Raw genomic sequence first — 25444 nt, 5'->3', positions numbered from 1 at the left:
GGGAACTGTCGCCGAGGGCGGTGACGTACTCGGCTTGAGTTGGGCCTACGCCTGAAGGTTCGAATGCGATGCCGAATTGCTCCTGCGCCACTGTTCATACCCTCGGCTGCGATGCGCCCGATGATCCGAACCGCCGCCAGTTCTTCACGGCGGCCGTCGCATTGAGCGCTGCCGGTGCGATGGCGCTGCCTGCCGTCGAAGCTGTCGCCGCTACGCCTTCGCCGGAAAAGCGGAAATTCATGGAAGAGGCGACGCGGCTCGCGATCGAATCGGTTGAGAAGGGATGGGGCGGTCCCTTCGGCGCCGTTATCGTCAAAGACGGTGAAATCATCGGACGCGGCCAGAACCGCGTGCTCCTCACCGGCATTCCCGTCCTCCATGCCGAAGTCACCGCGATCATGGATGCTTCGGCCCGCCTCAATCCCAAGGCGCTGCTGGGCAGCGAATACGGTGCCGGCACGATCCTGGAAATGATCCCGCGCGAGGCAGGCTCTCCCGATCCGGTGCCAGAGCGCGCGCGCATGCTCAAGGGATGCGAGATCTACATCAACGGCGCGCCCTGCCCGATGTGCATGAGCGCGATCTACTGGTCTCGCATCGACCACGTCTATTTTGCCGCCAGCCTGAAGGACACCAGCGCAATCGGCTTCGACGACGCGTTCCAATACGAGGATTTCGCCAAGCCGTGGGGCGACAGGCGGATCAGGGTGACCGAGAACTTCGAGCGAGAGGTTGGTCTCAAAGCCTATGCGGCGTGGACCAACAAGAAGGATCGTCACCCCTACTGAGGCGCGTGGTCGAGACCGGCCGCTATGCGGCCGCGGAAAGTCAGAAGGCCGAGGACAGAAATGATCCGGCTCCGCGAAAGCGGGACCGGGGCGCAATGACTGACGCCCGTTTTCGATCCCAGCGACTGTTCGGCCTTTCGCGACGTCGGCTCCTCGCGCTAAACCCGGCGCATGGACGCCTCCGTTCCGATGGCCCGCGCGGTCGATCTGCTCGCCTGGTATGACCGCCATCGCCGCGCGCTGCCCTGGCGCGCCGTGGCGGGCGAGCGCCCTGATCCCTATCGCGTCTGGGCCTCCGAGATCATGCTGCAGCAGACCACGGTCGCGGCGGTCAAACCGTATTACGAGCGCTTCATGGCGCGCTTCCCGACCGTAAAGGCCCTTGCCGAAGCGCCTTCCGAGGATGTGATGCAGGCCTGGGCCGGCCTCGGCTACTATTCCCGTGCCCGCAATCTCCACGCCTGCGCCCGCGCGGTCACCGAGAATCACCGCGGTCGCTTCCCCGATACGGAGGAGGGGCTGCGGGCCTTGCCGGGCATCGGCGCCTACACGGCCGGAGCGGTCGCCGCCATCGCCTTCGACCGGCCGGCCGCGGCCGTCGACGGCAATGTCGAGCGCGTCATGACGCGGCTCTTCGCCATCGCCGATGAACTGCCGGGCGCGCGGCCGCTGATCCGGGAGAAGGTTCTGGCGATGCTGCCGATCGATCGGCCCGGCGATTTCGCGCAGGCTCTGATGGATCTCGGCGCGACCATCTGCATGCCGCGCAACCCGGCCTGCGGGCTCTGCCCCTGGCGCGATCCCTGCCGGGCGCGGGCGGACGGCATGCAGGAGAGCTTTCCGCGCAAGGCGGCGAAGAAGGCGGGCAAGATCCGCTACGGCGCTGCCTTCGTCCTGACCCGTGCCGATGGGGCCATCCTGCTGCGCACGCGCCCCGCCAAGGGGTTGCTTGGCGGCATGGCTGAGGTGCCGACCAGCGAATGGCGCGCCGATTACGAGCTTGACGGCGCCGCGCAGGATGCGCCGCTGCCCCTGCGCTGGACCCGGCTGGCCGAGCCGGTGCGCCACGTCTTCACGCATTTCCCTTTGGAACTGACGGTGTTCACCGGCAGCGTTCCGGAGCGGACTCTAGCTCCCGCTGGCATGCGCTTCACAAAGCTGGCGAATCTTGCCGGCGAGCCGCTGCCGAGCGTCATGCTGAAGGTCGTCGAGCGCGCGGGGCTCTACCGCTCGAAGACGCGATAGGTCATCGTCATCGTCCTGAAGCTTTTTGACCTCAGCGCCGCGGGAGCCGTTCTTCAGGATGGTGGCCATGACAGCCCCGCTACGATCTCACGAGCCAGAGTGGGCGCGCAGCCGGCGCGCGCATCCTCTGAACGAATGATGGCAGGAGTTTTGGCCGGCGGGCGGTCAGCCCGCCGCCATCTGCGCCCTGATCTCGCCGCGCAGCGCGTCGAGCACGGTCAGCCCGCCTTCGCGCTCGACATGCCAGAAGGTCCAGCCATTGCAGGCCGGTAGGCCCTGTGCCAGCGCGCCGACCTTGTGGATCGAGCCCACGGCAGGGCCGAGGATCAGCGTGCCGTCGGCGCGGATAACGGCCTTGTGGCGCCGCTTCTCGTCATGGACGGTCTCGCCGGCCTTCACCAGCCCGGCTTCGACCAGGCTGAGGAACGGCACGCGCGGCTCGCTGCGCTTGGAGGGCGCGGTGGAGAAGGCTTCCGGCGCCAGCGGCGTCACCGCGGCGATGCGCTCGCGCGCAGCCTTGGCATAGGTCGCATCGCGCTCGAGGCCGATAAAATGGCGGCCGAGCGCCTTGGCGACGGCGCCGGTCGTGCCGGTGCCGAAGAACGGATCAAGGATCACGTCGCCAGGATTGGAGGCCGAGAGCAGGACGCGGGCAAGCAGGGCTTCCGGCTTCTGCGTCGGGTGCACCTTGGCGCCGCCAGCGTCCTTCAGGCGCTCATCGCCTGTGCAAAGCGGCAGATACCAGTCGGAGCGCATCTGCAGGTCGTCATTGCCGCCCTTCAGCGCTTCGTAGTGGAAGGTGTATTTCGAAGCTTCGCCGCGCGCCGCCCAGATCAGCGTCTCATGGGCGTTGGTGAAGCGCCGGCCGCGGAAGTTCGGCATCGGATTGGCTTTTCGCCAGACGATGTCGTTCAGCATCCAGAAGCCGAGATCCTGCAGCGTCGCACCGACGCGGAAGATATTGTGGTAGCTGCCGATGACCCACAGCGCCCCGTCCGGCTTCAGCACGCGGCGCGCGGCGGCAAGCCAGGCGCGCGTGAAGGCGTCGTAATCGGCGAATGAGGCGAACTTGTCCCAGTCGTCGTCGACGGCATCGACGAGGCTGTCGTCGGGCCGGCGCAGATCGCCGCCGAGCTGGAGGTTATAGGGCGGATCGGCGAAGATCAGGTCGACGCTTGCCGGCGGCAAGGCGTTCATCGCCGCGACGCAGTCGCCGACGAGGATCTGATCGAGCGGCAGTTCCTGCGGAACGCCGATTTGTTCGGGAAGGCTCCTGGCCTTCATCCGAGCCCCCAGCGCTGGCCGTCCGGTACGCGAAACCTGAATCCGGACGGGAGCGCTGGCGGTCCCGGTACGCGAGATACCCATGACGCCAAGACCGTTACGCAACTTCAACGAGCGCGATATTGGCCGGACAGGGTAAAGGCCGGGTTTCCGCTTTGAAAAAAATGCGTCCCGTTTTGGGGCTGCAGATTTTGCCTAGCTCGTTGGCAAACAAGGGAAATTCGTAAACGGGCGTTAACCCGCGGATTGCCGCTAGGGCAATCTGGCAGGGTTCCCGTCATGCTCGGGTTTGACCCGGTATCTCCTGCCGAGGACGGCCCTGGGGCCTCCTTCTGTCTGAGATTCTCGGGTCCGGGCTTCGCTTCACCCGAGAATGACGCCAGGCAATCCTTACCGGAACCAGACGCCCTTCACCGGGGCGAAGGAATAGCGGTGCTCGGGGCAGGGGCCGTGCTCGGCGATGGCCTTGCGATGCTGCGGCGTCGCATAGCCGACATGGCCGGAGAAACCATAGGCCGGATAGCGCCGGCACAGCCGCGCCATCATTCGGTCGCGCGTCACCTTGGCGACGATCGATGCGGCCGCAATGGAGGCCACGGCACCGTCCCCCTGAATGATCGCCTCGCAGCTACAGCTCATCTGCGGCGGATCGTTGCCGTCGACCAGCACATGCAGCGGCGCCAGCGGCAGCGCGGCGATCGCCCGGCGCATCGCCAGCAGCGTCGCCTGTCGGATGTTGAGCGCGTCGATCTCGACCGCTGTGGCGCTGGCGACAGCCACTGCAAGCGCCCGCTCCATGATCTCGCCGAAGAGCTCCTCGCGGATCGGTGCCGGCAGCTTCTTCGAATCGTCGAGCCCATGCGGCACGCGGGCCGGATCGAGGATGACGGCCGCCGCCACGACCGGGCCGGCGAGCGGCCCGCGCCCAACCTCGTCAATGCCGGCCAGCGGCCAGAGGGCGTTAGCGATGGCGTGTGTCTCGCGGCTGAAATCAGCGGGCATGGCGGGCTTATGCAACAGAGTGCCGCCGCGAGCTAGACCGCTGTCGTCCTCCTCCACCATCATCCCGGACAATCTGCCATGGGCGGCGCCGATCCGGGATCCATGCCCAAGCCTTCAATCAGAGGCGCTCCGGCAATCAGAGGCGCTCCGGAATGGATCGCGGTTCTACGCTTCGTTGCGCCCGGTACGACCTCCGCGCGTGTCCATTCAAAACAGGCTCAGCTGCGCCTTTTCCTTCTCGGGCCTTACGAACAGGTCGGTGCGCAGCCTCCGGCGCGCCGTGTTGAAGCCGATACGCTCGGCCGCAAGCTCGAAACGCCGACCGATCATCCAGGCATAGGGACCTGAGCCGACCATGCGCTGTCCCCATTGCGAATCATAATCCTTGCCGCCGCGGGTCGAGCGGATCAGCGACATCACATGCCGAAGCTTGTCGGGATGATGCGTCAGCAACCACTCCTGCACGATGTCGCGCACCTCGAGCGGCAACCGCAGCAGCACATAGCCGGCCTCCTGCGCGCCCGCCGCCTTGGCGGCGTCCAGAATTCGCTCGATCTCATGCTCGTTGATCGCCGGTACGATGGGCGCAACCAGCACCGTCACCGGGATGCCGGCTTCCGACAGCTTGCGGATCGTCTCGAGCCGCTTCGGCGGCGAGGCGGCGCGCGGTTCCATGCCCCGCGCCGTCTTGGGATCGAGCGTCGTGACCGAGAGCGCGACCTTGACCAGGCCCTTCTCGGCCATCGGGGCGAGGATATCGATGTCGCGCTGGACCAGGGCCGATTTGGTGACGATGCCGACCGGGTGGTTGAACTTCGAGAGCACTTCCAGGATCTGGCGCATGATCCTCAGCTTCTTCTCGATCGGTTGATAGGCGTCGGTATTGGTGCCGATCGCGATGGTGCGCGGCTGATAGGAAGGAGAGGAGAGTTCCTTCTCCAGCAGTGCCGCGGCGTCGGGTTTCGCCGTCAGCTTGCTCTCGAAGTCGAGGCCGGGCGAGAGGCCGAGATAGGCGTGGGTCGGCCGCGCGAAGCAGTAGACGCAGCCATGCTCACAGCCGCGATAGGGATTGATCGAACGGTCGAAGGAGATGTCCGGCGAGTCGTTGCGCGTGATGATGTTGCGCGCCTTCTCATAGGCGATCTCGGTCTTGAACGGCGGCAACTCTTCCAGCGAGCCCCAGCCATCATCCTCGGTGACGCGCTGCTCCGCTTCGTAGCGCCCTCCCGGATTGACGGTGGCGCCCCGCCCGCGCCGTCGTTCCGGGTCGATGCGGTGGCCGGCATAGGCGAGCGGGTCGGCCGGCGCGACGACTGGCGCCGAGATGGTCGGCTCCCTGTCGTGCCGCCGCAGCGGCTGGGCCGATGGATAGGGCCTTTCGGTGGGTCTGGCCTGTGGCATGGCTTTCGAACCGGTTCACTGCCGGGAATCGGCATTTTGTGATCTCGGATAGAGTGAACATAACAAGAACAAAATGCAAGAGCCGGATTGCGGCGTGCTGCGCTGCGGCATAGAACCTTGCGTATGCTCACAGCCGTGATCCGCGCCGATGGTTCCCCACGAGCTCTCGCCGCCACGCTGGCCGTGCTGATCCCGGCGGTGGCGGAAGGGCTGCTCGGTCATGCGGTGATCGTGGATACGGTCGGCGCTCCCGATTTCGAGCGTGCCGCGGACACGACCGGCGCATGCTATCTGCGCACCGGCCCGGCCGCGGCCTGGCAGGGTGGGGCGGCCGCGGCGCGCGGCGATCGGCTCGTGCTGTTCGAGGCCGGCGACGTGCCGCAGGCGCACTGGGCGCTGGTGGTGGAGCGCTATCTGTTGCTCACGCCGGATCTGCCGGCCCTGATACCGCTTCACGCAGTCGGCGCTGCGCTGCGCGAGCGCGTCGCGCTGTCCTTCGCCGGGCGCAGGCTCCGGTCCGGGCTCGTGTTGCCGAAGGCGATGGTCCTGGAAGGGCGCCTCGACCAGGCGCCGCAGCGCCTGCCGGTGTGGCGCGAGCGCGCAGGGTAGGGCGGTGTCCGAGGCGGCATGACATCGGGCCGCGTGCCTCCTAAGCTGGAGGCGTCGGGAGGCTGATATGACGATACCGGGCGAGATTCTTCTGGCGAGCGATCTGTCCTCGCGCACCGACAGGGCTGCGGAACGCGCAGTGCTGCTGGCGCGCGGATGGCAGGCAAAGCTCGCGATCCTGCATGTCACGAATGCGACGGAGCAGGGGAGCGCCGGTCTTGCGGCCGAGGCCTGGCGCGAGGAGCTGCCCTCGGCGGCCGGCGAGGCGGAACTGCTGGTCCGTAACGGTTCGTTGCCGGACGTGCTGGCCAAGGTCGCCGCCGAGCGGGGCAGCGGACTGATCGTGACCGGCGTCGCGCGCTACAACGACGTCCGCGACTACGTTGTCGGGACGGCCGTTGACTATATCGTTCGCAGGGCGGCTGTTCCGGTCCTGATCGTCCGCCGGCGCGCCGATCGCCCTTACGGCACGATTGTCGTCGGCACGGATTTCTCGGAGGGCTCGCGCCGGGCTCTGCTGGCGGCTGCGGAACTGTTTCCGCAGGCGCGCCTCCTGCTGGTTCATGCCCATCCCGGCCCCGGCCCCAGGACCGATTTTCAAGGCAAGGGCGATTTCCTCCGCGCGGAGGCCGAGGCCGGGATGAAGGCCTTCCTCGACGCGGCAAAGCTTCCCGAGAGCCTCATCACGCGGCTCAGCACCCAGAGCGTCGAGGGCAATGCCGCCGCGGCCATCGAGCATTGCCGCGCCGCGGCCGGAGCAGAATTGGTCGTCGTCGGCCGCTACGGGCAGGGTGGCTTTGCCGAAGCGGTGATCGGCAGCACGGCCGAGACGATCTTGGGCACGGTCCGGGCCGATATCCTGATCGCGCCCGGCGCCTGATCGCCGGCGTCGGCTCACCGGCTCGGCTGTTCGAAGGATCCGTGTGCGAATGCCTATACGGGGTTCCGGAAGGTGTCGCAGCTCTGCAGCGAGCCCGACTGGAAGCCGGTGTTGAACCACTTCGTCCGCTGCGCCGACGAGCCGTGCGTGAAGGAATCCGGCACGACTACGCCCTGCGCCGCCCGCTGGAGCTTGTCGTCGCCGATCGCAGAGGCGGTGCGGATAGCTTCCTCGATATCGCCTTGGTCGATCCGGCCCATCGCCTGGATATTATGCGCCCAGACGCCGGCGAAGCAGTCGGCCTGCAATTCGATCCTGACCGAGATCGCGTTCGAATCGCGCTCGGAGGAACGCTCGCGGATCTGGTTGGCCTTGGGCAGGATGCCCAGCAGGTTCTGGACGTGGTGGCCGACCTCGTGCCCGATCACATAGGCATAGGCGAAGTCGCCGCCGCCGCCGAGCTTGCGCTGCATCTCCTGAAAGAAGGAGGTGTCGAGATAGACCTTCTTGTCCACGGGGCAGTAGAACGGCCCCATCGCCGATTGCGCCGTGCCGCAGCCCGAACGGTCGACGCCGGAGAACAGCACGAGCCGGGGCGGCTGGTAGCGGATATTGGCCTGCTGCGGCAGGATTTTCGACCAGACGTCCTCGTTCTGCGCCAGCACGGCCGAGACGAAGCGGCCCATCTGGTCCTGCGGCGGGCCGGAAGAGCGGCGGGTTTCCTGCGTCTGCTCGCGCCCGCCAATGCCGCCGATCATTTCGGCGCCGCCGATCAGCAGGCGGGGATCGATGCCGAGCGCCCAGCCGAGAAGGCCGAGCACAACCATGGTGCCGATGCCGATGCCGCCGCGCCCGCCAGGCATGCCGGCGAAACCGCCGCCACCGCCGCCGCCGCGCCGGTCCTCGAGATTCTCGGACTGGCGATAGTCTTCCCACTGCATGGACGGTTCCTCGACGAAACGCCCCGCAATCTCGCCGGGAGATGCGGGGAACTCAAGTCGTCTTTGCAGGCCCCGCCTGAACGAAGCCTGATCGTTATCCTCTCACTCAGTGATAGCCGCTGTCGACCCTGACCTTGCCGCGGAAGGTCCAGTACACGAAGGCCGTATAGAACAGGATCATCGGCAGGAGGAAAGCGACGCCGATCAGCACGAAGATATGGGAGGAGGGTGCGGCCGCCGCGTCCCAGATCGTGATGTCGGGCGGCACCAGATAGGGGAAGTTCGAGATCGACAACCCGACGAAGCAGAGCAGAAAGATCGCGACGGTCAACGCGAAGGGCGTGAACTCATGCGCGCCATGCAGCCGCCGCCAGGCGAGGTAGCCGCACAGCGCCGTCAGCAGCGGGAACGGCCAGAGCCAGACGAGATTGGCCGGGGTGAACCAGCGCTCGGCGATTCGCGGGTGGGCATAGGGCGTCCACAGCGAGACCAGCGCCGCGAAGGCCAGGAGGCCCAGCAACAGGATCTTCGCCTGCCGCCGGGCCCGTTCGGCGACGGGGCCGTCGGTCTTGTAGAGCAGCCAGGTCGCGCCGAGCAGGGCGTAGCCCACGATGACACCGGCTCCGCACATCACCGTGAACGGCGTCAGCCAGTCGAGCGGCCCGCCGGCGAACTGGCCGTTCTTGACGGTGACGCCCTGGATCAGCCCGCCGAGCACGAGCCCCTGCGAGAAGGCAGCGACGGCCGAACCCAGCCAGAAGGCGAAGTCCCAGCGTCGGTGATGCGGCTTGGCCACCCAGCGGAACTCGAAGGCGACGCCGCGGAAGATCAGTGCCAGCAGCATCAGCGTGATCGGGATGTAGAAGGCCGGCATGATGATGGCGTAGGCCTGCGGGAAGGCGACCCAGAGGCCGCCGCCGCCCAGCACCAGCCACGTCTCGTTGCCGTCCCAGAACGGGGCGACCGAGTTCATCATCTGGTCGCGCTCGCCCTCGTCCTTCGTCGTCGGGAACAGGATGGCGATGCCGAGGTCGAAACCGTCGAGCACGACGTAGAGCATCACGGCGGTGCCGATCAGCACGGCCCAGATGACCGGAAGATACCATTCCATCGTCGTGGCTCCTCAGATCGCCGGCTGGATCTTGTCGTCGCCGGGCTGGCCGTCGCCGAAGATGGTGGCGGCTTCGCCCTGCACGGCCTTGAGCGTGCGCTTCGAGGGTTGCTCGGGCGCGTCCGGGCCTGCGATCTCGTCCGGTCCCTTGTCGATCAGGCGGTTGATCAGGAGGATGCCCGCCGTGAACACCACCGAGTAGACGCAGACAAACAGGAAGAGCGAGATCGCGACCTGGGTGGTCGTCACCGGCGAGACGGCATCGGCCGAGCGGATGATGCCCGTCGCGAGCCAGGGCTGGCGGCCCACTTCCGTGACGAACCAGCCCGAGAGGATGGCAAGGAAGCCGACGGGCCAGGTGTATTGGGCGATCCAGAGCCAGCGCCGCGATTCGAACACTGTGCCCTTGCGCCAGAGCCAGGCGCCGATCCAGCCGAACAGGATCATCAGCACGCCGATCCCGACCATCGCCCGGAAGGCGAAGAACGGGATGAGAACCGGCGGCCGGTCCTGCACGGCAAAATCCTTCAGGCTCGGGAAGAGCGCATTCATGCTGCCATGGGTGACCAGGCTGGCGACGCCGGGAATCGAGACCTCGAAGCGATTGAGCTCGGCCTTCTCGTCGGGCCAGGCGAAGAGCACGAGGGCGCCGGGCTTGGACGAATCCCAATGCGCCTCGATCGCGGCCAGCTTGGCCGGCTGGTAGGTCGCGGTGTCGCGGCCGTGGAAATCGCCGATCACCGCCTGCAGCGGCGCCGTCAGCGCGATCATCAGGATCGCCATCCGCACCATCGTCTTGGCCGATTCTGTGCGGTGCCCGGCGAGCAGATGGCGCGCGCCGGTCGCCAGCACGACGAAGGCGGTCGTCAGATAGGCCGCGGTCATCATATGGGCGAAGCGCAGCGGGAATGTCGGATTGAAGACGATCTTCACCCAGTCGACGGGATAGGCGATGCCGTCGCGCACCTCGTGTCCAGCCGGATACTGCATCCAGCTATTGGCCGAGAGGATCCAGAAGCCCGAGAGCGCCGTGCCACCCGCGACGATCACCGCCGAGGTGAAGTGCAGCCAGGGCGGCACGCGCTTCCATCCGAACAGCATCACGCCGAGGAAGGAGGCCTCGAGGAAGAAGGCCGATAGCACCTCGTAGCCGATCAGCGGGCCGACCACGTTGCCGACGGCCGTCGAGAACCGGCTCCAGTTGGTACCGAACTGATAGGACAGCACGATGCCGGAGACGACGCCCATCGCGAAGGATACGGCGAAGATCTTGGTCCAGAAGCGTGCGAGCAGATGAAACTTCTGGTCGCCCGTCTTCAACCAGAGGCCGAGCAGTGTCGCGATATAGGCGGATAGCCCGATGGTGAAGGCTGGAAAGACGATGTGAAATGAAACGGTGAAAGCGAACTGGATGCGTGAAAGCTGAAAAGCGTCGATTTCCATCGCAAGACTCCGGCCAGCTACCGCCTCGGGGCGGCTTGAAACGATCCTGCCGAAGGCAGCATCGTCGCTCTCGGCCAGATTAGTCAAATCCGAGGCTGGGCGAGAGGCGCGGATGTCGCAGTCGCCGGTCGTGATGTCGCAGGGGAGGGGGCCTGCAACCTCGGCGTGCAACCGTCCCGGCGCGGAACTGCGCGCACTGTTGCACCCAAACGGAATGGTTCTCTGGGCGCGCGGAGACGTTGCCTCTACTCGTATTCGCCCTCGATATCCCTGCCGGTATAATCCTTCATCAAGGCTGTCGCGATCAGGCTCAGGATTGCGCAGGCGAGAATGTAGAAGGCGATCGCATAGGCCGTTCCATACTTGGCAAACAGCCAGGCGGCGATGAGCGGAGCCGGGCCGCCGGCGATCACAGAGGCGAGCTGATAGCCGAGCGAGGCGCCGCTATAGCGCAGGCGGCCGGTGAAGGATTCCGCGATCAGTGCCGCCTGCGGTCCATACATCATGTCATGCGGCACCAGCGAGATCACGATGGCCAGGAAGATCAACAGCGCCGAGCCGGTGTTGAGCATCCCGAAATAGATGAAACCGAAGGCGCCGGTCGCCGCAGCGCCGATCATATACATGCGCCTGCGTCCGATCAGATCGGAGATGTGGCCGAAGAGCGGGATCGAGACGAAGGACAGGACCGAGGCCGCCAGCACGGCGACGAGCAGAAAATCGCGCGAGACCTTCAGCGTCCCGACGCCGTAGGCGAAGATGAAGGCGGTGAAGATGTAGAAGGGCGCCTGCTCAGCCATGCGTAGCAACGCACAGAGCAGAATCTCCTTGGGGTGGCGCTGAACCACCTCCAGCATCGGCGCGCGCTCGACCTTGTTCTCGGCGACGAGCCTGCGGAATATCGGCGTCTCCATGATGCCGAGCCGGATCCAGAGGCCGATGGCGACGAGCACGAGGCTCAGCAGAAACGGAATGCGCCAGCCCCAGGTCAGGAACTGGTCGCCGGAGAGCCAGCTGAAGGCGAGGACAGCCAGATTGGCGAGGAACAGGCCGCAAGGCACCCCGAACTGCGGCCAGGATGCGATGAAGCCGCGATGATCGGCTGTCCGCGCCCATTCCATCGAGAGCAGCACGGAGCCGCCCCATTCACCGCCCACCCCGACGCCCTGAATGAAGCGCAGCACCGTCAGGATGATTGCGCCCCAGATGCCTATGCTCTCATAGGTCGGGACGAGCCCGACGAGAAATGTCGCGATTCCCATCAGCATGAGCGTGGCGATCAGCGTCGATTTGCGGCCGATGCGGTCGCCATAATGGCCGAAGATCGCCGCGCCGATCGGCCGGGCGACAAAACCGACCGCATAGATGGCGAAGGCCTCGAGCGTGCCGACGAGCGGCTCCGATCGCGGGAAGAACAGCCGCGCGAAGACAAGACCGGTCACCGTGCTGTACAGGAAGAAATCATACCATTCGATTGCGGTGCCGATTGTGCTTGCGACGATGGCACGCCGCAGTTGCCTATCATGCTCTTGCTCGGACAGTATGCCGGCGCCAAGATCGATGACAGCCATGGTCAGCCTCCACGCATTGGTTCACCGCGCAGGCCGCTGCAAAATCAAGTGATATTATATCGCAAATCGCCGGAAACGGCTATTTCTCATGCCTTGGCCGCGGGGCAATCGCTTCAAATTGATCGACCGCGCATGATTCCGGCCATTCGGGGCCTCGTGATGCGGAGCTGCTGCCGGAAACCGAGATTTCGAAGTGGGACTTTGGCGAGATTTCCGGTTCCTCCATCACCGCATTTGGCGGCCCGACTTCGGTTCCGGGAGCCTATGCGAGCGCAGCCTTGAGCGCGCGCAGGTCGCGCCAGGCGAGGCGCTTTTGCAGCGGCTGCCGCAAGAGATAGGCCGGGTGCAGCGTCGCAATGGCGCGAATGCGGCGCGAGCCGGTATCGTATTCCACCCATTGCCCGCGCGAGCGCAGGATGCCGGTGAAGCCGAGCAGCCCCTGCGCCGAGGGGCCGCCAACACAGACCAGGATGTCGGGGTCGGCGAGCTCGATCTGGCGCTGGATGAAGGGCAGGCAGATCGCGACCTCCTGCGGCGTCGGCGTGCGGTTGCCCGGCGGACGCCAGGGCAGGAGATTGGCGATGTAGACGTCGTTCTGGCGGCTGAGGCCGATCGAGGCCAGCATCCGATCGAGCAATTGGCCGGAGCGGCCGACGAAGGGGAAGCCTAGCCGGTCCTCATCGGCGCCCGGCGCCTCGCCTACCATCATCACCCGGCCTTCCGGGTTGCCATCGGCGAAGACGAGATTCTTGGCTGTCGCCTTCAAGGCGCAGCCTTCGAACTTCGCGAGCGCTTCCTTCAACTCGTCGAGCGTGCGCGCCTCGCGGGCCAGCGCGCGGGCGTTGAGGGTTGCGTCGTCGGGCGCCGTGGCGGCCGCCGCGATCGGCCGGGCGGGAGCGGCCGGACGGCCCGGCAACGAGCGCAGGCGAGGTTGGCCGGCGCCGGCGGAGGGGGGCGGCTCGGCGAAATGATTGCGCGGCGCCTCGTCGAGCGCCTCGGTCACGCCCATCTCGGCGTACCAGCTCAAAATCTCGTAAGGGTCTGGCGCGTCGGGGCCGGCTGTATCGGACAGGCTCATGGCCGCATCCTATACGCTGCAACGCCGCTTCGCGAGCCAACGCAGTTGCAAAATGGAACGGGCACTTGGATAGAGGGGTCCAGACTGGACGGAAGCCGAGCGTTGAACGAGTCGGCATAATAGTTCATATATAAACTAATCGCGCGACGCGGGTTGCCAAGGCGGAGGGCAGGATGGATCTCAAGGAAGCGCAGAGCGAACCGCGCGAGAGCATGGACTATGACGTCGTCATCGTCGGCGCCGGTCCTGCTGGTCTGGCGGCTGCGATCCGGCTGAAGCAGCTCGACGAGAACATCTCGGTCGTCGTGGTCGAGAAGGGGGCCGAGGTCGGCGCCCATATCCTCTCCGGCGCCGTCATCGATCCGATCGGCCTCGACCGTCTGGTGCCCGACTGGCGCGACGATCCCGAGCGCCCCCTGACCACAGAGGTCAAGGAAGACGTCTTCTATTTCCTGACCCAGCCGAGCGGTCTTCGCCTGCCGAATTTCGGCATGCCCTCGCTGATGAACAATCACGGCAATTTCGTCGGCTCGCTCGGGCTGGTCGCGAAGTTCCTGGGTGCGCGCGCAGAGGCGCTCGGCGTCGAGATCTATCCCGGTTTCGCCGCCGCCGAGCTGCTGTTCAACGAGGACGGTTCTGTCGCCGGCATCGCGACCGGCGACATGGGCATCGCCAAGGATGGCACCGTCTCGGACCGCTTCACCCGCGGCATGGAGCTGCGCGGCCGCTACACGCTGCTGGGCGAGGGCGCGCGTGGCTCGCTCTCCAAGATCGCGATCAGGAAATTCGGCCTGGACGCCGGCCGCGAGCCGCAGAAATACGGCATCGGCCTGAAGGAGCTCTGGCAGGTCAAGCCGGAGAAGTTCCACAAGGGCCGGGTCCAGCACTCCTTCGGCTGGCCGCTCGACAATGGCACCGGCGGCGGCTCCTTCCTCTATCATTTCGACGACAATCTGGTCTCGGTCGGTTTCGTCGTGCATCTGAACTACCAGAACCCGACTCTCTCGCCCTTCGACGAGTTCCAGCGCTTCAAGACCCATCCGCTGATCCGAGACACTTTCGAGGGCGGCAAGCGCATCGGCTATGGCTCGCGCGCCATCACCGAGGGCGGTTTCCAGTCGGTGCCGAAGCTGACCTTCCCGGGTGGCACGCTGATCGGCTGCGCCGCGGGCTTCGTCAACGTTCCCCGCATCAAGGGCAGCCACAACGCCATCCTGTCGGGCATGCTGGCGGCCGAGAAGCTGGTGCCGGCGCTCCAGGCGGGCCGCAGCCATGACGAGGTCGTCGAGATCGAGACGAGTTGGCGAGACAGCGCCATCGGCAAGGACCTGAAGCTCGTCCGCAACGTCAAGCCGCTCTGGTCGAAGTTCGGCACGCTCATCGGCATCGGGCTCGGCGGCGTCGACATGTGGCTGAACCAGCTCTTCGGCTGGTCGCCCTTCGGCACGCTGAAGCACGGAAAGCCCGACTACGCGACGCTGAAGCCGCTCGCCGAGGTGACGCCGATCACCTATCCGAAGCCGGACGGCAAGATCTCCTTCGACAAGCTGTCATCGGTCTTCCTCTCCTCGACCAATCACGAGGAAGACCAGCCGGCTCACCTGAAGCTGACCGATCCGTCGGTTCCGATCGCGAAGAACCTGCCTGTCTATGGCGAGCCGGCACGGCTCTACTGCCCGGCAGGCGTCTACGAGGTCGTCTACGAGAATGCCGAGACGAAGAGCAATCCGCGCTTCGTGATCAACGCGCAGAACTGCGTCCACTGCAAAACCTGCGACATCAAGGACCCCGCCCAGAACATCACCTGGACGGTGCCGGAAGGCGGCGGCGGGCCCGGCTACGCGAATATGTGATCGGCTCTCTCTGAGAGTCCTGCGAACAAGGGCGCGCTGCGAGGTGCGCCCTTTCATGCTTGGAAATGGTGGTTCGGCCTTTGCGCACGGCCGGAGCTGCCGGCTCCGGCTTGTCCGCGGCGAAGCCGAAGAGAAGAGCCGTTGCGGCAGAGTTCAGATCAGTCTTCATCCTCGGAACGGTCCCGACAATGATCGCTGCCTGAGCTGCAAGCAGGGGAGATAGAGAGTCGCTATCCTTGTGCCGGCGGACAATGTTTTCTCGCTGTACGCCTCCGGGAAAAACGGGTCTTCGGGGACTGTTGCGCCGCCGCTACGAAGCCGCCGCATTCGCGCAGGGCCCCGCTTGCCCGCCCGCCCGGAAACCGCCATCTTGGCGGCCTACGCGAGCCATCACGGTCCGCCGAAGGAGCGCCCGGAGCATTTGGGCGGCGGACCGAGGGAGAACAGCAGTCGTGACATTTCTGAAGAAGGTGCGTGCCTCCGGTACGGCTGCTGCCTTGTCGTTGTTGATGGTCTTGCCCGTGGCCGCTGCGGCCCAGGGAGCGACCGCGCCGCGTTCGTCTGATTCGCTGGAGCCAGCCGACAGCCTCGAAGGGAATTATCTCGCCGCCATCGTGGCGGGCGCCTCGCGCGATCTCGGCGCGGCCTCGGTCTATCTGCGCGAAGCCGTGCGGGAAGATCCGCGCAACAGCGAGTTGCTGGAGCGCGCCTTCGTCGCCTTTCTCGCCGATGGCGCCATGCCTGACGCCTTCCGCGCCGCCGACAAGCTGATCCAGCAGGATCCGAGCAATGGCCTGGCGCAGCTCGTCATCGGCATCCGCTCGATCAAGCAGAAGAGCTACCAGACCGCCCGCAATCACCTCCAGCGCGGCGGTCGCGGCCGGGCGGCCGACATCACGGCGACGCTGCTCTCCGCCTGGTCCTACCTTGGATCGGGTAACGCCAAGCGCGCCATCGAGACGCTGGAGCGTCTGAAGGGCGAGCCCTCCTACAACCTCTTCCGCGACTATCATGCCGGCCTGATTCTCGACGCAGCCGGGCGCAAGGCCGAGGCCGAAAAGCGGCTGAAGGCCGCCTACGACGCCGAGAAGACCACGTTGCGCCTCGTCGACCTCTGGGCGCGCTTCCAGGCCCGCAGCGGCGATTTTGCCGGCGCGGCAGTCACTTACGCCGAGTTCGACCGGCTGCTGCCGAATCATCCGATCATCCGCGAAGGCATGTCGCTGGTGTCGAAGAAGGAGGCACCGCCGCGTCAGATCCAGACCGCGCAGCAGGGCGCGGCCGAAGTTCTCTACGGGCTCGCCAGCGCGGGCAACCGGCAGGGCGACGAAGCCGCAGCGCTTCTCTATCTGCGCATGGCGATCTACCTGGATCCCGGCCATGACCTCGCCATCCTGACGCTGGGCGACATCCTCGAGCGGGCTCGCCAGCCCGAGGACGCGGTCGCGGTCTATGACAAGATGCCGGCCTCCTCGCCGCTGCGGTCCAACGCCGAGATCCAGGCGGGCCTCGCGCTGGAGAACCTAGGCAAGCCCGATGAGGCGGTGAAGCACCTGGAGAAGGTCATCGCCGAGCGGCCGGACGATGTCGATGCGCTCGCGGCGCTCGGCAACATCTATCGCTCGCGCAAGCAGTTCGCCGAGGCGGCCGCCGCCTACGACAAGGCCATCGACAAGCTCGCGTCCCCCGGCCGCGCCAACTGGGATCTGTACTATTTCCGCGGCATCGCCCGGGAACGCATCAACCGTTGGCCGGAGGCCGAGGCCGATCTGCGCAAGGCTCTTGAACTCCTGCCCGATCCGCTCGGCCGCGAGCGCGCGCTGGTGTTGAACTATCTCGGCTATTCGCTGGTCGACAAGCATCTGAAGCTCGACGAGGCACTGGGCATGCTGCGCCGCGCCGTGGAGCTGCGTCCGCGCGACGGCTACATCATCGACTCGCTCGGCTGGGCCTATTACCGGCTCGGGCGCTATGAGGATGCCGCGCGCGAGATCGAGCGCGCGGCTGAGCTGCGCCCCTCGGACCCGGTGATCAACGACCATCTCGGCGATGTTTATTGGCGCACCGGCCGCCAGCTCGAGGCGAAGTTCCAGTGGAATCACGCGCGCGATCTCAAGCCCGAGCCGGAGGATCTCGAGAAGATCCAACGCAAGATCGAGCACGGGCTGGAAGGCCCGTCCGCCAACGTGACCGACGACGCCAAGAAGGACGGCGGCTGACGCCGATCCCGTCGCCGGGCTGAACCGGGAGCGGCCGTGGCTCTACCGCTGACGACGCGTGCGCGCGCCAAGGTCAATCTCGACCTGCGGGTCCTGGGCCGGCGCGCGGACGGCTATCACGAGCTCGAAAGCCTGGTTGCCTTCGCCGGGGTTGGTGACGAGCTCACGTTGGAGCCGGATGCGCCGCTATCTCTGTCGATCACCGGCCCGCGCGCGGCGGGGCTGTCTGACGCGGACGACAACCTCGTCCTGCGTGCTGCGCGGACGCTCGCGACCGCCCGTCCAGGCCTGCGTCTGGGGCGCTTCCATCTCGTCAAGCGACTGCCTGTCGCTTCGGGGATCGGTGGCGGCTCGGCTGACGCGGCCGCGGCGTTGCGCCTCGTCGCGCGGCTGAACGGCATCGCTCAAACCGATCAGGTCCTGCTGGACATCGCGGCAAAGATCGGCGCCGACGTGCCGGTCTGCCTCGAATCGCGGGCGCGGCTGATGGCCGGCATCGGTGAGAGGCTTGGGCCGGTGCTCCGCCTGCCGCCACTCTTCGCTGTGCTGGTCAACCCGGGCGTTCCGGTCGAGACGGCCGCGGTGTTCCGCGCTCTGGGCCTGACACCGGGGCAAAAGATCGCGGTCTCGCGCACCGCGCCTGATTCTGTGTCGACAGGGGCGTTCCACCACGCGCTCGCAGCTTCCGATAACGATCTGGCGGCTCCGGCGAGGCATGTCGCACCCGTGATCGACCTCGTTCTCGAGCGGCTAGCGGAATTGCCGGGCTGCCGAGTGGCGCGCATGTCCGGCTCCGGCGCGACTTGCTTCGCCCTGTTCGACGATTGCAGGGCTAGCGCCGATGCGTCACGAGCGTTGGCAAAGACACAGCCGGGCTGGTGGGCGAAGCCGACTCTGCTGCGCTGACGTCGTCCGTCATGCTCGGGCTTGCCCCGAGCAACTCTCCCAGAAAAAGGCTGGTTTCTGAGAGGGACGGGTCAAGGCCCGGACCTATGCCGCCTCAGTGCGCCCGCGCCACGCAGAAATCGACAGCGGCGTTGAGCGCCTGCTTCATCGGCGAGGCTGGGAACAGGCCAAGCGCATCCTTGGCCATGCGGGCATAATGCTCGGCGCGCGCGATGGTGTCGTCGAGTGCTTTGTGCCGGCGCATGATCGCCCGTGCTTCTTCCAGGTCGCCCTCGCGGATCTCGCCGTCCTGAAGCGTGCGCTTCCAGAAGGCGCGCTCTGTCTCGTCGCCGCGGCGGAAGGAGAGCACGACGGGCAGGGTGATCTTGCCCTCGCGGAAATCATCGCCGGTGTTCTTGCCGAGCTTCGCCGCGACGCCGCCATAGTCGAGCGCGTCGTCGATGAGCTGGAAGGCAATGCCGAGATTGAGCCCGTAGCTGCGGCAGGCGGCGGCGTCCGCCTTCGAGGAATTGGCGATCACCGGGCCGACTTCGCAGGCGGCGGCGAAGAGCTCGGCCGTCTTGCCGCGGATCACCGAGAGATACTCGTCCTCGGTCGTCTCGGTGTTCTTGGCGACGGAGAGTTGCAGAACCTCGCCCTCGGCGATGACCGCCGCGGCCGTGGAGAGAATATCGAGCGCCCGCAGTGAGCCGACCTCGACCATCATCTTGAAGGCCTGGCCCAGCAGGAAATCGCCGACCAGCACGCTGGCTTCGTTGCCCCAGAGCATGCGGGCGGCGAGCTTGCCGCGCCGCATGTCGCTCTCGTCGACGACATCGTCGTGCAGCAGCGTCGCGGTGTGCATGAACTCGACGGAAGCCGCGAGCTTGACATGGCCTTCGCCCCGATAGCCACAGAGATCGGCCATGGCGAGCGTCAGCATCGGCCGCAGGCGCTTGCCGCCGGAGGAGATCAGGTGGTTCGCGACCTCCGGGATCATCGTGACCTCGGAGCCGGTGCGCGACAGGATCATCGCATTGACCCGCTCCACATCGGCACGCGTCAACGCGACCAGCGGCTCGATGCTCGCCTGATTCGATTCCCGTTCCTCAAGGGAGACGACGACACCCACAGAAGCACTCCGAGTCCGATCCCTGCGCCGGCACGACGCGCGCCAGCCATGCCACAACCGTTGCATGGGACGCCAGCCCCTGCAAACCGTCGCGACGCCGCAGCTTGCGCGAAGGGGGCGGGTTGGGCTCCATGGGGCGATGCACGAACTCATGCGCACCAACGACCTCATCCTGCTCGGCGCCGTCGAGGCCCTGCTGGAATCGGCCGGGCTCGATTGCCTGATCGCAGACCAGCATATCAGCGCCCTCGAGGGCATGACCGGCGCCTTTCCACGCCGGCTCCTTGTGCGCGAGGCGGATAAGCGCCGGGCGCGGGCCCTTCTGGTCGAAGCCGGCTACGGAGCCGAGCTGCGCAATGAGTGAGGTGGAGACGCCGTTTGCGTTGGGTGAAATCGTCGAGGATCGGCTGCTCGACGGCCGGCTTCGCCTGCGCCAGCCGCGCAAGGGCCACCGCGCCGGCACCGACGCCATCCTGCTCGCGGCTGCGCTGCCCGTGCTCGATGGCGGAACGCTCCTCGATATCGGCGCGGGCGTCGGGACGGTGGCGCTCGCGGCTGCGCTGCTGCGGCCGGCATTGCGGATCGCATTGCTGGAGCGCGACCCGGAACTGGCGGCTCTGGCGACGCAGAACTTGGCATTGAATGGCATGGCAGATCGCGGGATTGTCATCGCGGCAGACGTCACAGCGCCGGCGGCCGAACTGCAAGTGGCGGGACTGAAGCCGGCTTCCTGCGACGCGGTCGCGATGAACCCGCCTTTCTATCCGCAGGGCGGGACGCGTGCCTCGCCGACTGCCAACCGCCGGGCGGCCCATGTGGCGGAGAGCGATCTTGGGCCCTGGCTACGTGCCGCGCGGCGGGCTCTGAAGCCGGGCGGCCTGCTCGCGATCATCCATCGGGCCGAGGCGCTGCCCGATCTGCTCGCCGGCCTCGCCTCCGGCTTCGGTGCCGTCGCGATCCGGCCGGTCTACGGCGTCGCCGACAAGCCAGCGATTCGCGTTATCGTCACGGCGGTGCTGAACAGCAGAAAGCCGGCAGAGCTGCTGCCGGCTTTCGTGATCAATGAACCTGATGGCCGGTTCACGGCCGAGAGCGAGGCCGTGCATCGTGGGCGGGCGCGCCTCGACTCTTACCAGTAGTAGCGCGGCGGCGGCGCGAAGATCGGCGGCGGAGGCGGCGGCGCGTAATAGCGCGGACCGTAATAGCGGCGCGGGCCGTAGTAGCGCGGCGGGCCGTAATAGGGGCGCGGCGGGCCATAATAGCGGCGCGGGCCGTAATAGTACTGCGCCTGTTGCACCATGCCGCCTGCGAGATCGACCTTCGGCGCAGCCGCGACCGGCGCCGCGGAAGCCGGGGCGGCGGTGAGGGCTGCAATGCCCAGCGCGCCGGCCGTCACGGCGGAGAAAAGCATCGTCTTGAACATGATATCCTCCGTGCGATGGCGTCGACGGTCTCGCCTTGCGCTGACCAACGCCGTCCATGGGAGGGGAAACTATCCCCCTTAACCTGAACGGCGCGAAACCGCGCCGTTCAGCGAGCCTTCATTGAGCCGCGAATCATGGCTGCAATGCGTCAACCTCAGCGGCAGACCCGCACCGGGCGGACCACCCAGCGCCAGCCGTTCCACACCCGCCGTTCCGACCAGAAGCAGCGCGGACGATAATAGGGGCGCGGGCCATAATTCCGGCGCGGGCCGCGATAGTAATATTGAGCCTGCTCGATCAGGCCCTGGCCGGCCTGCGCCGTCTGGCCGGCGGGAGCGGCGACCGGTGCTGCCGAGGCCGGGGCGGCCATCATGGCGAAGCCGCCGAGCGCGCCTGTCACGGCAGCGGCGAGAAGCGTTGTCCGGAACATCGTGTTCTCCATCGATTGCCGCCGGCCGTGCCGATGGCTGACTTGTCGTCCCTTGTGCGAAGCTAGGCCGTCACACCTGAACGGCGCGAAACCGCGCCGTTCAGCTTGCCTTCATCGAGGCGGTTGGCCGTCTTAGCGGCAGATGCGCTGCTGGCGCACGATCCAGCGGCGGCCATTCCAGACGCGGCGGGATTCGGTCCAGCAGCGACGGACATGCGGTCGGCCCGGGCCGTAATGCGGGCGGCCTTGGTGCCAGGCCTGCTGGACGAGACCGGTCTCGGCGCCTGAGCCCAACGCCGTGCCAGCCGAAATCGGAACAGCGGAAGCGGGGGCGCTGCTCATGGCGGCACCGAGCAAGGTTGCCGCGCCAAAGGCGGCGGCAATGATGCGGGTTGTCAACATGGGCTATAACTCCTTCATTATTCAGCCGCTGCTCATCGATCCAATGCTCGCCCCCGAACATTGCTGATCATGCGGCGTCTCGTGGTTAGCAGACGGGTTATGAACGAAATCTGTCCGGCTGCGGTTCCGGCCTGCGCTTGACCCTGATCGGTCCGAACCCTAATCACCCCGCAATTCCCTTGTTATCGGAAGGTTGCAGGCATCTTGTCCGCCCCCGCGCCACATTCGCTTTCCAGCATCCCGGCTTCTTCCCCGGCGATGGACCCGACCCGCTCCTTCCAGGGGCTGCTGCTGACCTTGCAGCGCTTCTGGGCCGAGCGAGGTTGCGTGGTGCTGCAGCCGTACGACATGGAGGTCGGCGCCGGCACCTTCCACCCGGCGACGACTTTGCGCGCGCTCGGGCCGAAGCCGTGGAAGGCGGCCTATGTCCAGCCCTCGCGCCGCCCAAAGGACGGCCGCTACGGCGAGAACCCCAACCGGCTGCAGCATTACTACCAGTTCCAGGTCATCCTGAAGCCGTCGCCGCCGGATCTGCAGCAGCTCTATCTCGACTCGCTTAGGGCGATCGGCGTCGATCTCGGCCTGCATGACGTGCGCTTTGTCGAGGACGACTGGGAGAGCCCGACATTGGGCGCCTGGGGGCTCGGCTGGGAGTGCTGGTGCGACGGCATGGAAGTCAGCCAGTTCACCTATTTCCAGCAGGTCGCGGGCGTGGAATGCGCGCCGGTCGCGGGCGAGTTGACCTATGGTCTCGAACGCCTGGCGATGTTTGTCCAGGGCGTCGAGAACGTCTACGACCTCAACTTCAACGGCCTCGATGGCGAGGACCGCATCTCCTATGGCGACGTTTTCCTGCAAGCCGAGCAGGAATATTCGCGGCATAATTTCGAGCACGCCAACACCGCGATGCTGTTCCAGCATTTCACGGACGCCGAAACCGAGTGCAAGGCGCTGCTCGCTGCCGGTGAGCCGGCGTCTGGCGACAACCAGCCTCGCCACCAACTTGCCCTGCCGGCCTATGATCAGTGCATCAAGGCCAGCCACATCTTCAACCTGCTCGATGCGCGCGGCGTGATCTCGGTCACCGAGCGGCAGAGCTACATCCTGCGCGTGCGCGAGCTCGCCAAGGCCTGCGGCGCGGCCTGGCTGAAGACCGCCGGCGGGGGAGCAATCTGATGCCCGATCTCCTGCTCGAACTCTTCTCCGAGGAAATCCCGGCGCGCATGCAGCGCAAGGCCGGTGAGGACCTCAAGAAGCTCGTCACCGATGCGCTGGTCGAGCGCGGCCTCGTCTATGAGGGCGCCAAGGCCTTCGTCACGCCGCGCCGTCTCGCGCTGCATATCGCCGGATTGCCGGTGCGCGGCCGCGACGTGCGCGAGGAGCGCAAGGGCCCGCGCGTCGGCGCGCCCGATGCCGCCGTGCAGGGCTTCCTCAAGGCTGCCGGCCTTGCCTCGCTCGACCAAGCGACCATCGTCAGCGATCCGAAGAAGGGCGACAGCTACGTCGCGATCATCGAGAAGCCCGGCCAGGAAACGGTTCAGGCCATCGCCGAGATCGTCCCCGCCGTGATCCGCGCCTTCCCCTGGCCGAAATCGATGCGCTGGGGCAAGGCTTCGGCGGCCGGCGCCAGCCTGCGCTGGGTGCGCCCGCTGCACTCCATCCTCTGCACCTTCGGCGCCGAGACCGAGGACCCGGAGGTGGTGCCCTTCGAGGTCGACGGCATCGTCTCCGGCAACACGACCTACGGCCACCGCTTCCATGCGCCCGGCCCGATCACGGTGAAGCGTCTCGACGATTACGTGACCTCGCTGGAGAAGGCGAAGGTCGTGCTCGATGCCGACCGGCGCAAGGAGATCATCCTTACCGACGCCCGCAACCTCGCCTTCGCGCAGGGGCTCGATCTCGTCGAGGACGAGGGGCTGTTGGAGGAGGTCGCCGGCCTCGTCGAATGGCCGGTCGTGCTGATGGGCTCCTTCGAGGAGCGCTTCCTCGACATCCCCGGCGAAGCGATCCGCGCCACCATCCGCGCCAACCAGAAATGCTTCGTGCTGCGCGACCCGGCGACAGGCGATCTCGCCAATCGCTTCATCCTGGTCTCGAACCTCCTCGCCAGCGACGGCGGCGCGGCGATCACCGCGGGCAATGGCCGCGTCGTCCGCGCGCGCCTCTCGGACGCCGCCTATTTCTGGCAGACCGATCGCGGCTCGCTGCCCGACCTCGACACCTTCAAGGAGAGCGCCGAAAAGCTCGGGCTCGATCTCGCAAAACCGCTCGACCAGCGCATGGCCAAGCTCGACAAGCTCGGCGTCGTCTTCCACGCCAAGCTCGGCACGCAGGGCGAGCGCGTCCAGCGCATCGCCGCGCTGGCGAAGGAGTTGGCGCCGATCGTCGGCGCCGACCCGGGGAAGGCCGAGCGCGCCGCCAAGCTCGCCAAGGCCGATTTACCGACCGAGATGGTCGGCGAGTTCCCGGAATTGCAGGGCCTGATGGGCCGGAAATATGCCGAGCTGCAGGGCGAGGACGCTTCGGTCGCCGCTGCGGTCGAGGAGCACTACAAGCCGCTCGGCCCGTCCGACCGTGTGCCGAGCGATCCGGTTTCGGTTGCGGTGGCGCTGGCCGACAAGCTCGACACGCTGGTGGGCTTCTGGGCCATCGACGAGAAGCCGACCGGCAGCAAGGACCCCTATGCGCTGCGTCGCGCGGCGCTGGGCGTGATCCGGCTGGTGGTTGAGAACGGGGTGCGGCTGGGGCTTATGCCAGTCCTCAATCCGCTTCGCACCAGCAAGATGGTTGCTGGTGTTTCGGAGAAGACTGCCGAACTAGAAGCTCTCGCTGCAAAGCTGGTAGAGCTGGACGCGGAAGAAGCTTTGCACTCTTTTAAAAGTGCTCGAGCCCGTGCGGTGGGCATCGAGACCTACATCAAATGGGCAGGATCTCGTTGGTATTGGAGTGAAACCTATGATCTCCTCTCCTTCTTCCACGACCGTTTGAAAATCATGCTCCGCGACCGCGGCGCGCGGCATGACCTTGTCGATGCGGTGATCGGCGACGGCCCGTCAGACAACGACGACCTGCTCCTCATCACCCGCCGCGTCGCCGCGCTCGGCCGCTTCCTCGACACCGAGGACGGGAAGAACCTCCTCGCGGGCTACAAGCGCGCCGCCAACATCCTCAAGGCCGAGGAGAAGAAGGACGGGGAGGGCGCTTTTTCCGCGGCGCCCGAATTGCAGTTGATTGCAGAAGCCGGCCTGATCGAGGAGAAGGCGCTCGCCGTCGCGCTGGCGCAGGCGACGCCGAAGGCCGAGGCTGCCGTCGCCGCCGAAGACTATGAGGGCGCGATGGCCGCGCTGGCGGAACTGCGCCCGGCGGTCGATGCCTTCTTCGACAAGGTCACGGTCAACGATCCCGATCCGGCCCAGCGTGCCAACCGCCTGAAGCTGCTCAACCAACTCCGTCAGGCGACACGAGCCGTGGCGGATTTCGACCGCATCGCAGGATAAGGCGCGGTAGGGGTGAGGGCCTGCCGTCGGTCGCCCTTGCCCTCTCCGCAGCTGCGGTTGGTTCCGTGCCGGACTGGTTTTCCGTCCTTCCCTCACCCCTACCCCTCTCCCATCCGGGAGAGGGGTCTTCGTTTGCGGCCCCGCGTTCATTCGGAAACCGCCCCGTCTCCTTCGCCGGCAAACCCCGCACCGGAACCTATTCCCACCCTGCAACGTTCTCTCGGCGGGGCTGACAGGTCGCGAATC

The 25444-nt window shown here is 66.5% G+C and carries 22 protein-coding genes and 1 pseudogene; 11 read left to right on the top strand and 12 right to left on the bottom strand.

Translation table 11 applies throughout. The annotated features are described in order from the left end of the window. The first annotated feature begins 68 nt into the window (after nt 1-68). Nucleotides 69-788: a nucleoside deaminase gene (locus AC1DE3_RS21870; RefSeq protein ID WP_476852784.1), complete on the top strand. Its 720-nt coding sequence runs from the start codon at nt 69-71 to the stop codon at nt 786-788. A 171-nt stretch (nt 789-959) separates the two neighbouring features. Beyond that, nucleotides 960-2006 (top strand): annotated as a pseudogene (mutY, locus tag AC1DE3_RS21865) (A/G-specific adenine glycosylase); the annotation flags it as partial. A gap of 192 nt (nt 2007-2198) precedes the next feature. Here mutY and AC1DE3_RS21860 read toward each other — a convergent pair. The 3 genes from AC1DE3_RS21860 to AC1DE3_RS21850 form a co-directional block, all read right to left on the bottom strand. Further along, nucleotides 2199-3401 carry a site-specific DNA-methyltransferase gene (locus AC1DE3_RS21860; protein WP_441510923.1) on the bottom strand — a complete coding sequence of 401 codons (1203 nt, stop codon included), beginning with the start codon at nt 3399-3401 and terminating at the stop codon, nt 2199-2201. A 306-nt stretch (nt 3402-3707) separates the two neighbouring features. Further along, nucleotides 3708-4319, bottom strand: a complete 612-nt coding sequence (locus AC1DE3_RS21855) for a ribonuclease HII (protein WP_441510924.1) — start codon at nt 4317-4319, stop codon at nt 3708-3710. A 207-nt stretch (nt 4320-4526) separates the two neighbouring features. Further along, nucleotides 4527-5720: a PA0069 family radical SAM protein gene (locus AC1DE3_RS21850; RefSeq protein ID WP_441510925.1), complete on the bottom strand. Its 1194-nt coding sequence runs from the start codon at nt 5718-5720 to the stop codon at nt 4527-4529. A gap of 117 nt (nt 5721-5837) precedes the next feature. Here AC1DE3_RS21850 and AC1DE3_RS21845 point away from each other — a divergent pair, with 117 nt between their 5' ends. Both AC1DE3_RS21845 and AC1DE3_RS21840 read left to right on the top strand, forming a co-directional pair. Continuing rightward, nucleotides 5838-6329, top strand: coding sequence for a hypothetical protein (locus tag AC1DE3_RS21845; protein WP_441510926.1), 492 nt, complete (start codon nt 5838-5840; stop codon nt 6327-6329). A gap of 67 nt (nt 6330-6396) precedes the next feature. After that, nucleotides 6397-7209, top strand: a complete 813-nt coding sequence (locus AC1DE3_RS21840) for a universal stress protein (RefSeq protein ID WP_441510927.1) — start codon at nt 6397-6399, stop codon at nt 7207-7209. A 53-nt stretch (nt 7210-7262) separates the two neighbouring features. Here the strand turns inward: AC1DE3_RS21840 and ypfJ are convergent, their stop codons facing one another. From ypfJ to AC1DE3_RS21815, 5 genes are all read right to left on the bottom strand, one after another. Then, nucleotides 7263-8150 carry a KPN_02809 family neutral zinc metallopeptidase gene (gene ypfJ / locus AC1DE3_RS21835; protein WP_441510928.1) on the bottom strand — a complete coding sequence of 296 codons (888 nt, stop codon included), beginning with the start codon at nt 8148-8150 and terminating at the stop codon, nt 7263-7265. 106 nt (nt 8151-8256) lie between these two features. Next, entirely contained in the window at nt 8257-9261 is a 1005-nt protein-coding gene (gene cydB / locus AC1DE3_RS21830) for a cytochrome d ubiquinol oxidase subunit II (protein ID WP_441510929.1), read from the bottom strand. A gap of 12 nt (nt 9262-9273) precedes the next feature. Beyond that, on the bottom strand, nt 9274-10704 hold the full coding sequence (locus tag AC1DE3_RS21825; protein WP_441510930.1) for a cytochrome ubiquinol oxidase subunit I: 1431 nt from the start codon (nt 10702-10704) through the stop codon (nt 9274-9276). A 245-nt stretch (nt 10705-10949) separates the two neighbouring features. Further along, on the bottom strand, nt 10950-12275 hold the full coding sequence (locus AC1DE3_RS21820) for an MFS transporter (RefSeq protein ID WP_441510931.1): 1326 nt from the start codon (nt 12273-12275) through the stop codon (nt 10950-10952). A 262-nt stretch (nt 12276-12537) separates the two neighbouring features. After that, nucleotides 12538-13353, bottom strand: a complete 816-nt coding sequence (locus tag AC1DE3_RS21815) for a uracil-DNA glycosylase (RefSeq protein WP_476852783.1) — start codon at nt 13351-13353, stop codon at nt 12538-12540. Nucleotides 13354-13526: 173 nt separating this feature from the next. Here AC1DE3_RS21815 and AC1DE3_RS21810 point away from each other — a divergent pair, with 173 nt between their 5' ends. The 3 genes from AC1DE3_RS21810 (at nt 13527) to AC1DE3_RS21800 (ending at nt 18331) form a co-directional block, all read left to right on the top strand. Beyond that, on the top strand, nt 13527-15206 hold the full coding sequence (locus tag AC1DE3_RS21810; protein WP_441510933.1) for an electron transfer flavoprotein-ubiquinone oxidoreductase: 1680 nt from the start codon (nt 13527-13529) through the stop codon (nt 15204-15206). Between the two features lie 452 nt (nt 15207-15658). Continuing rightward, nucleotides 15659-17425, top strand: a complete 1767-nt coding sequence (locus AC1DE3_RS21805) for a tetratricopeptide repeat protein (RefSeq protein ID WP_441510934.1) — start codon at nt 15659-15661, stop codon at nt 17423-17425. A gap of 36 nt (nt 17426-17461) precedes the next feature. Beyond that, entirely contained in the window at nt 17462-18331 is an 870-nt protein-coding gene (locus AC1DE3_RS21800; RefSeq protein WP_441510935.1) for a 4-(cytidine 5'-diphospho)-2-C-methyl-D-erythritol kinase, read from the top strand. A 94-nt stretch (nt 18332-18425) separates the two neighbouring features. On the opposite strand, the gene AC1DE3_RS21795 is transcribed toward AC1DE3_RS21800, so the two are convergent. Beyond that, nucleotides 18426-19442, bottom strand: a complete 1017-nt coding sequence (locus tag AC1DE3_RS21795) for a polyprenyl synthetase family protein (RefSeq protein WP_441510936.1) — start codon at nt 19440-19442, stop codon at nt 18426-18428. A 139-nt stretch (nt 19443-19581) separates the two neighbouring features. Here AC1DE3_RS21795 and AC1DE3_RS21790 point away from each other — a divergent pair, with 139 nt between their 5' ends. Further along, nucleotides 19582-19806, top strand: coding sequence for a putative signal transducing protein (locus AC1DE3_RS21790; RefSeq protein WP_476780566.1), 225 nt, complete (start codon nt 19582-19584; stop codon nt 19804-19806). Nucleotides 19807-19825: 19 nt separating this feature from the next. Continuing rightward, entirely contained in the window at nt 19826-20581 is a 756-nt protein-coding gene (locus AC1DE3_RS21785; protein ID WP_476852782.1) for a tRNA1(Val) (adenine(37)-N6)-methyltransferase, read from the top strand. Here AC1DE3_RS21785 and AC1DE3_RS21780 read toward each other — a convergent pair. From AC1DE3_RS21780 to AC1DE3_RS21770, 3 genes are all read right to left on the bottom strand, one after another. Then, a complete protein-coding gene (locus tag AC1DE3_RS21780) occupies nt 20572-20865 on the bottom strand; it encodes a hypothetical protein (RefSeq protein WP_441510939.1) in 294 nt (97 codons plus the stop codon). The genes AC1DE3_RS21785 and AC1DE3_RS21780 overlap by 10 nt on opposite strands. 155 nt (nt 20866-21020) lie before the next feature. Next, nucleotides 21021-21296: a hypothetical protein gene (locus tag AC1DE3_RS21775; RefSeq protein ID WP_441510940.1), complete on the bottom strand. Its 276-nt coding sequence runs from the start codon at nt 21294-21296 to the stop codon at nt 21021-21023. A gap of 132 nt (nt 21297-21428) precedes the next feature. Further along, nucleotides 21429-21698, bottom strand: coding sequence for a hypothetical protein (locus AC1DE3_RS21770; protein WP_441510941.1), 270 nt, complete (start codon nt 21696-21698; stop codon nt 21429-21431). Between the two features lie 258 nt (nt 21699-21956). On the opposite strand from AC1DE3_RS21770, the gene AC1DE3_RS21765 reads away from it, so the two are divergent. Together AC1DE3_RS21765 and glyS are read left to right on the top strand one after the other, a co-directional pair. Beyond that, on the top strand, nt 21957-22874 hold the full coding sequence (locus AC1DE3_RS21765) for a glycine--tRNA ligase subunit alpha (RefSeq protein WP_441510942.1): 918 nt from the start codon (nt 21957-21959) through the stop codon (nt 22872-22874). Beyond that, entirely contained in the window at nt 22874-25198 is a 2325-nt protein-coding gene (gene glyS / locus AC1DE3_RS21760) for a glycine--tRNA ligase subunit beta (RefSeq protein WP_476780567.1), read from the top strand. Before AC1DE3_RS21765 ends, glyS begins: the two co-directional genes overlap by 1 nt. Nucleotides 25199-25444: the final 246 nt, after the last annotated feature.

It is taken from the genome of Allobosea sp. 10L417 (assembly GCF_056395485.1).
Note: the sequence above shows the minus strand (reverse complement) of the source record. Positions and strands in the feature narration are given on the sequence as shown.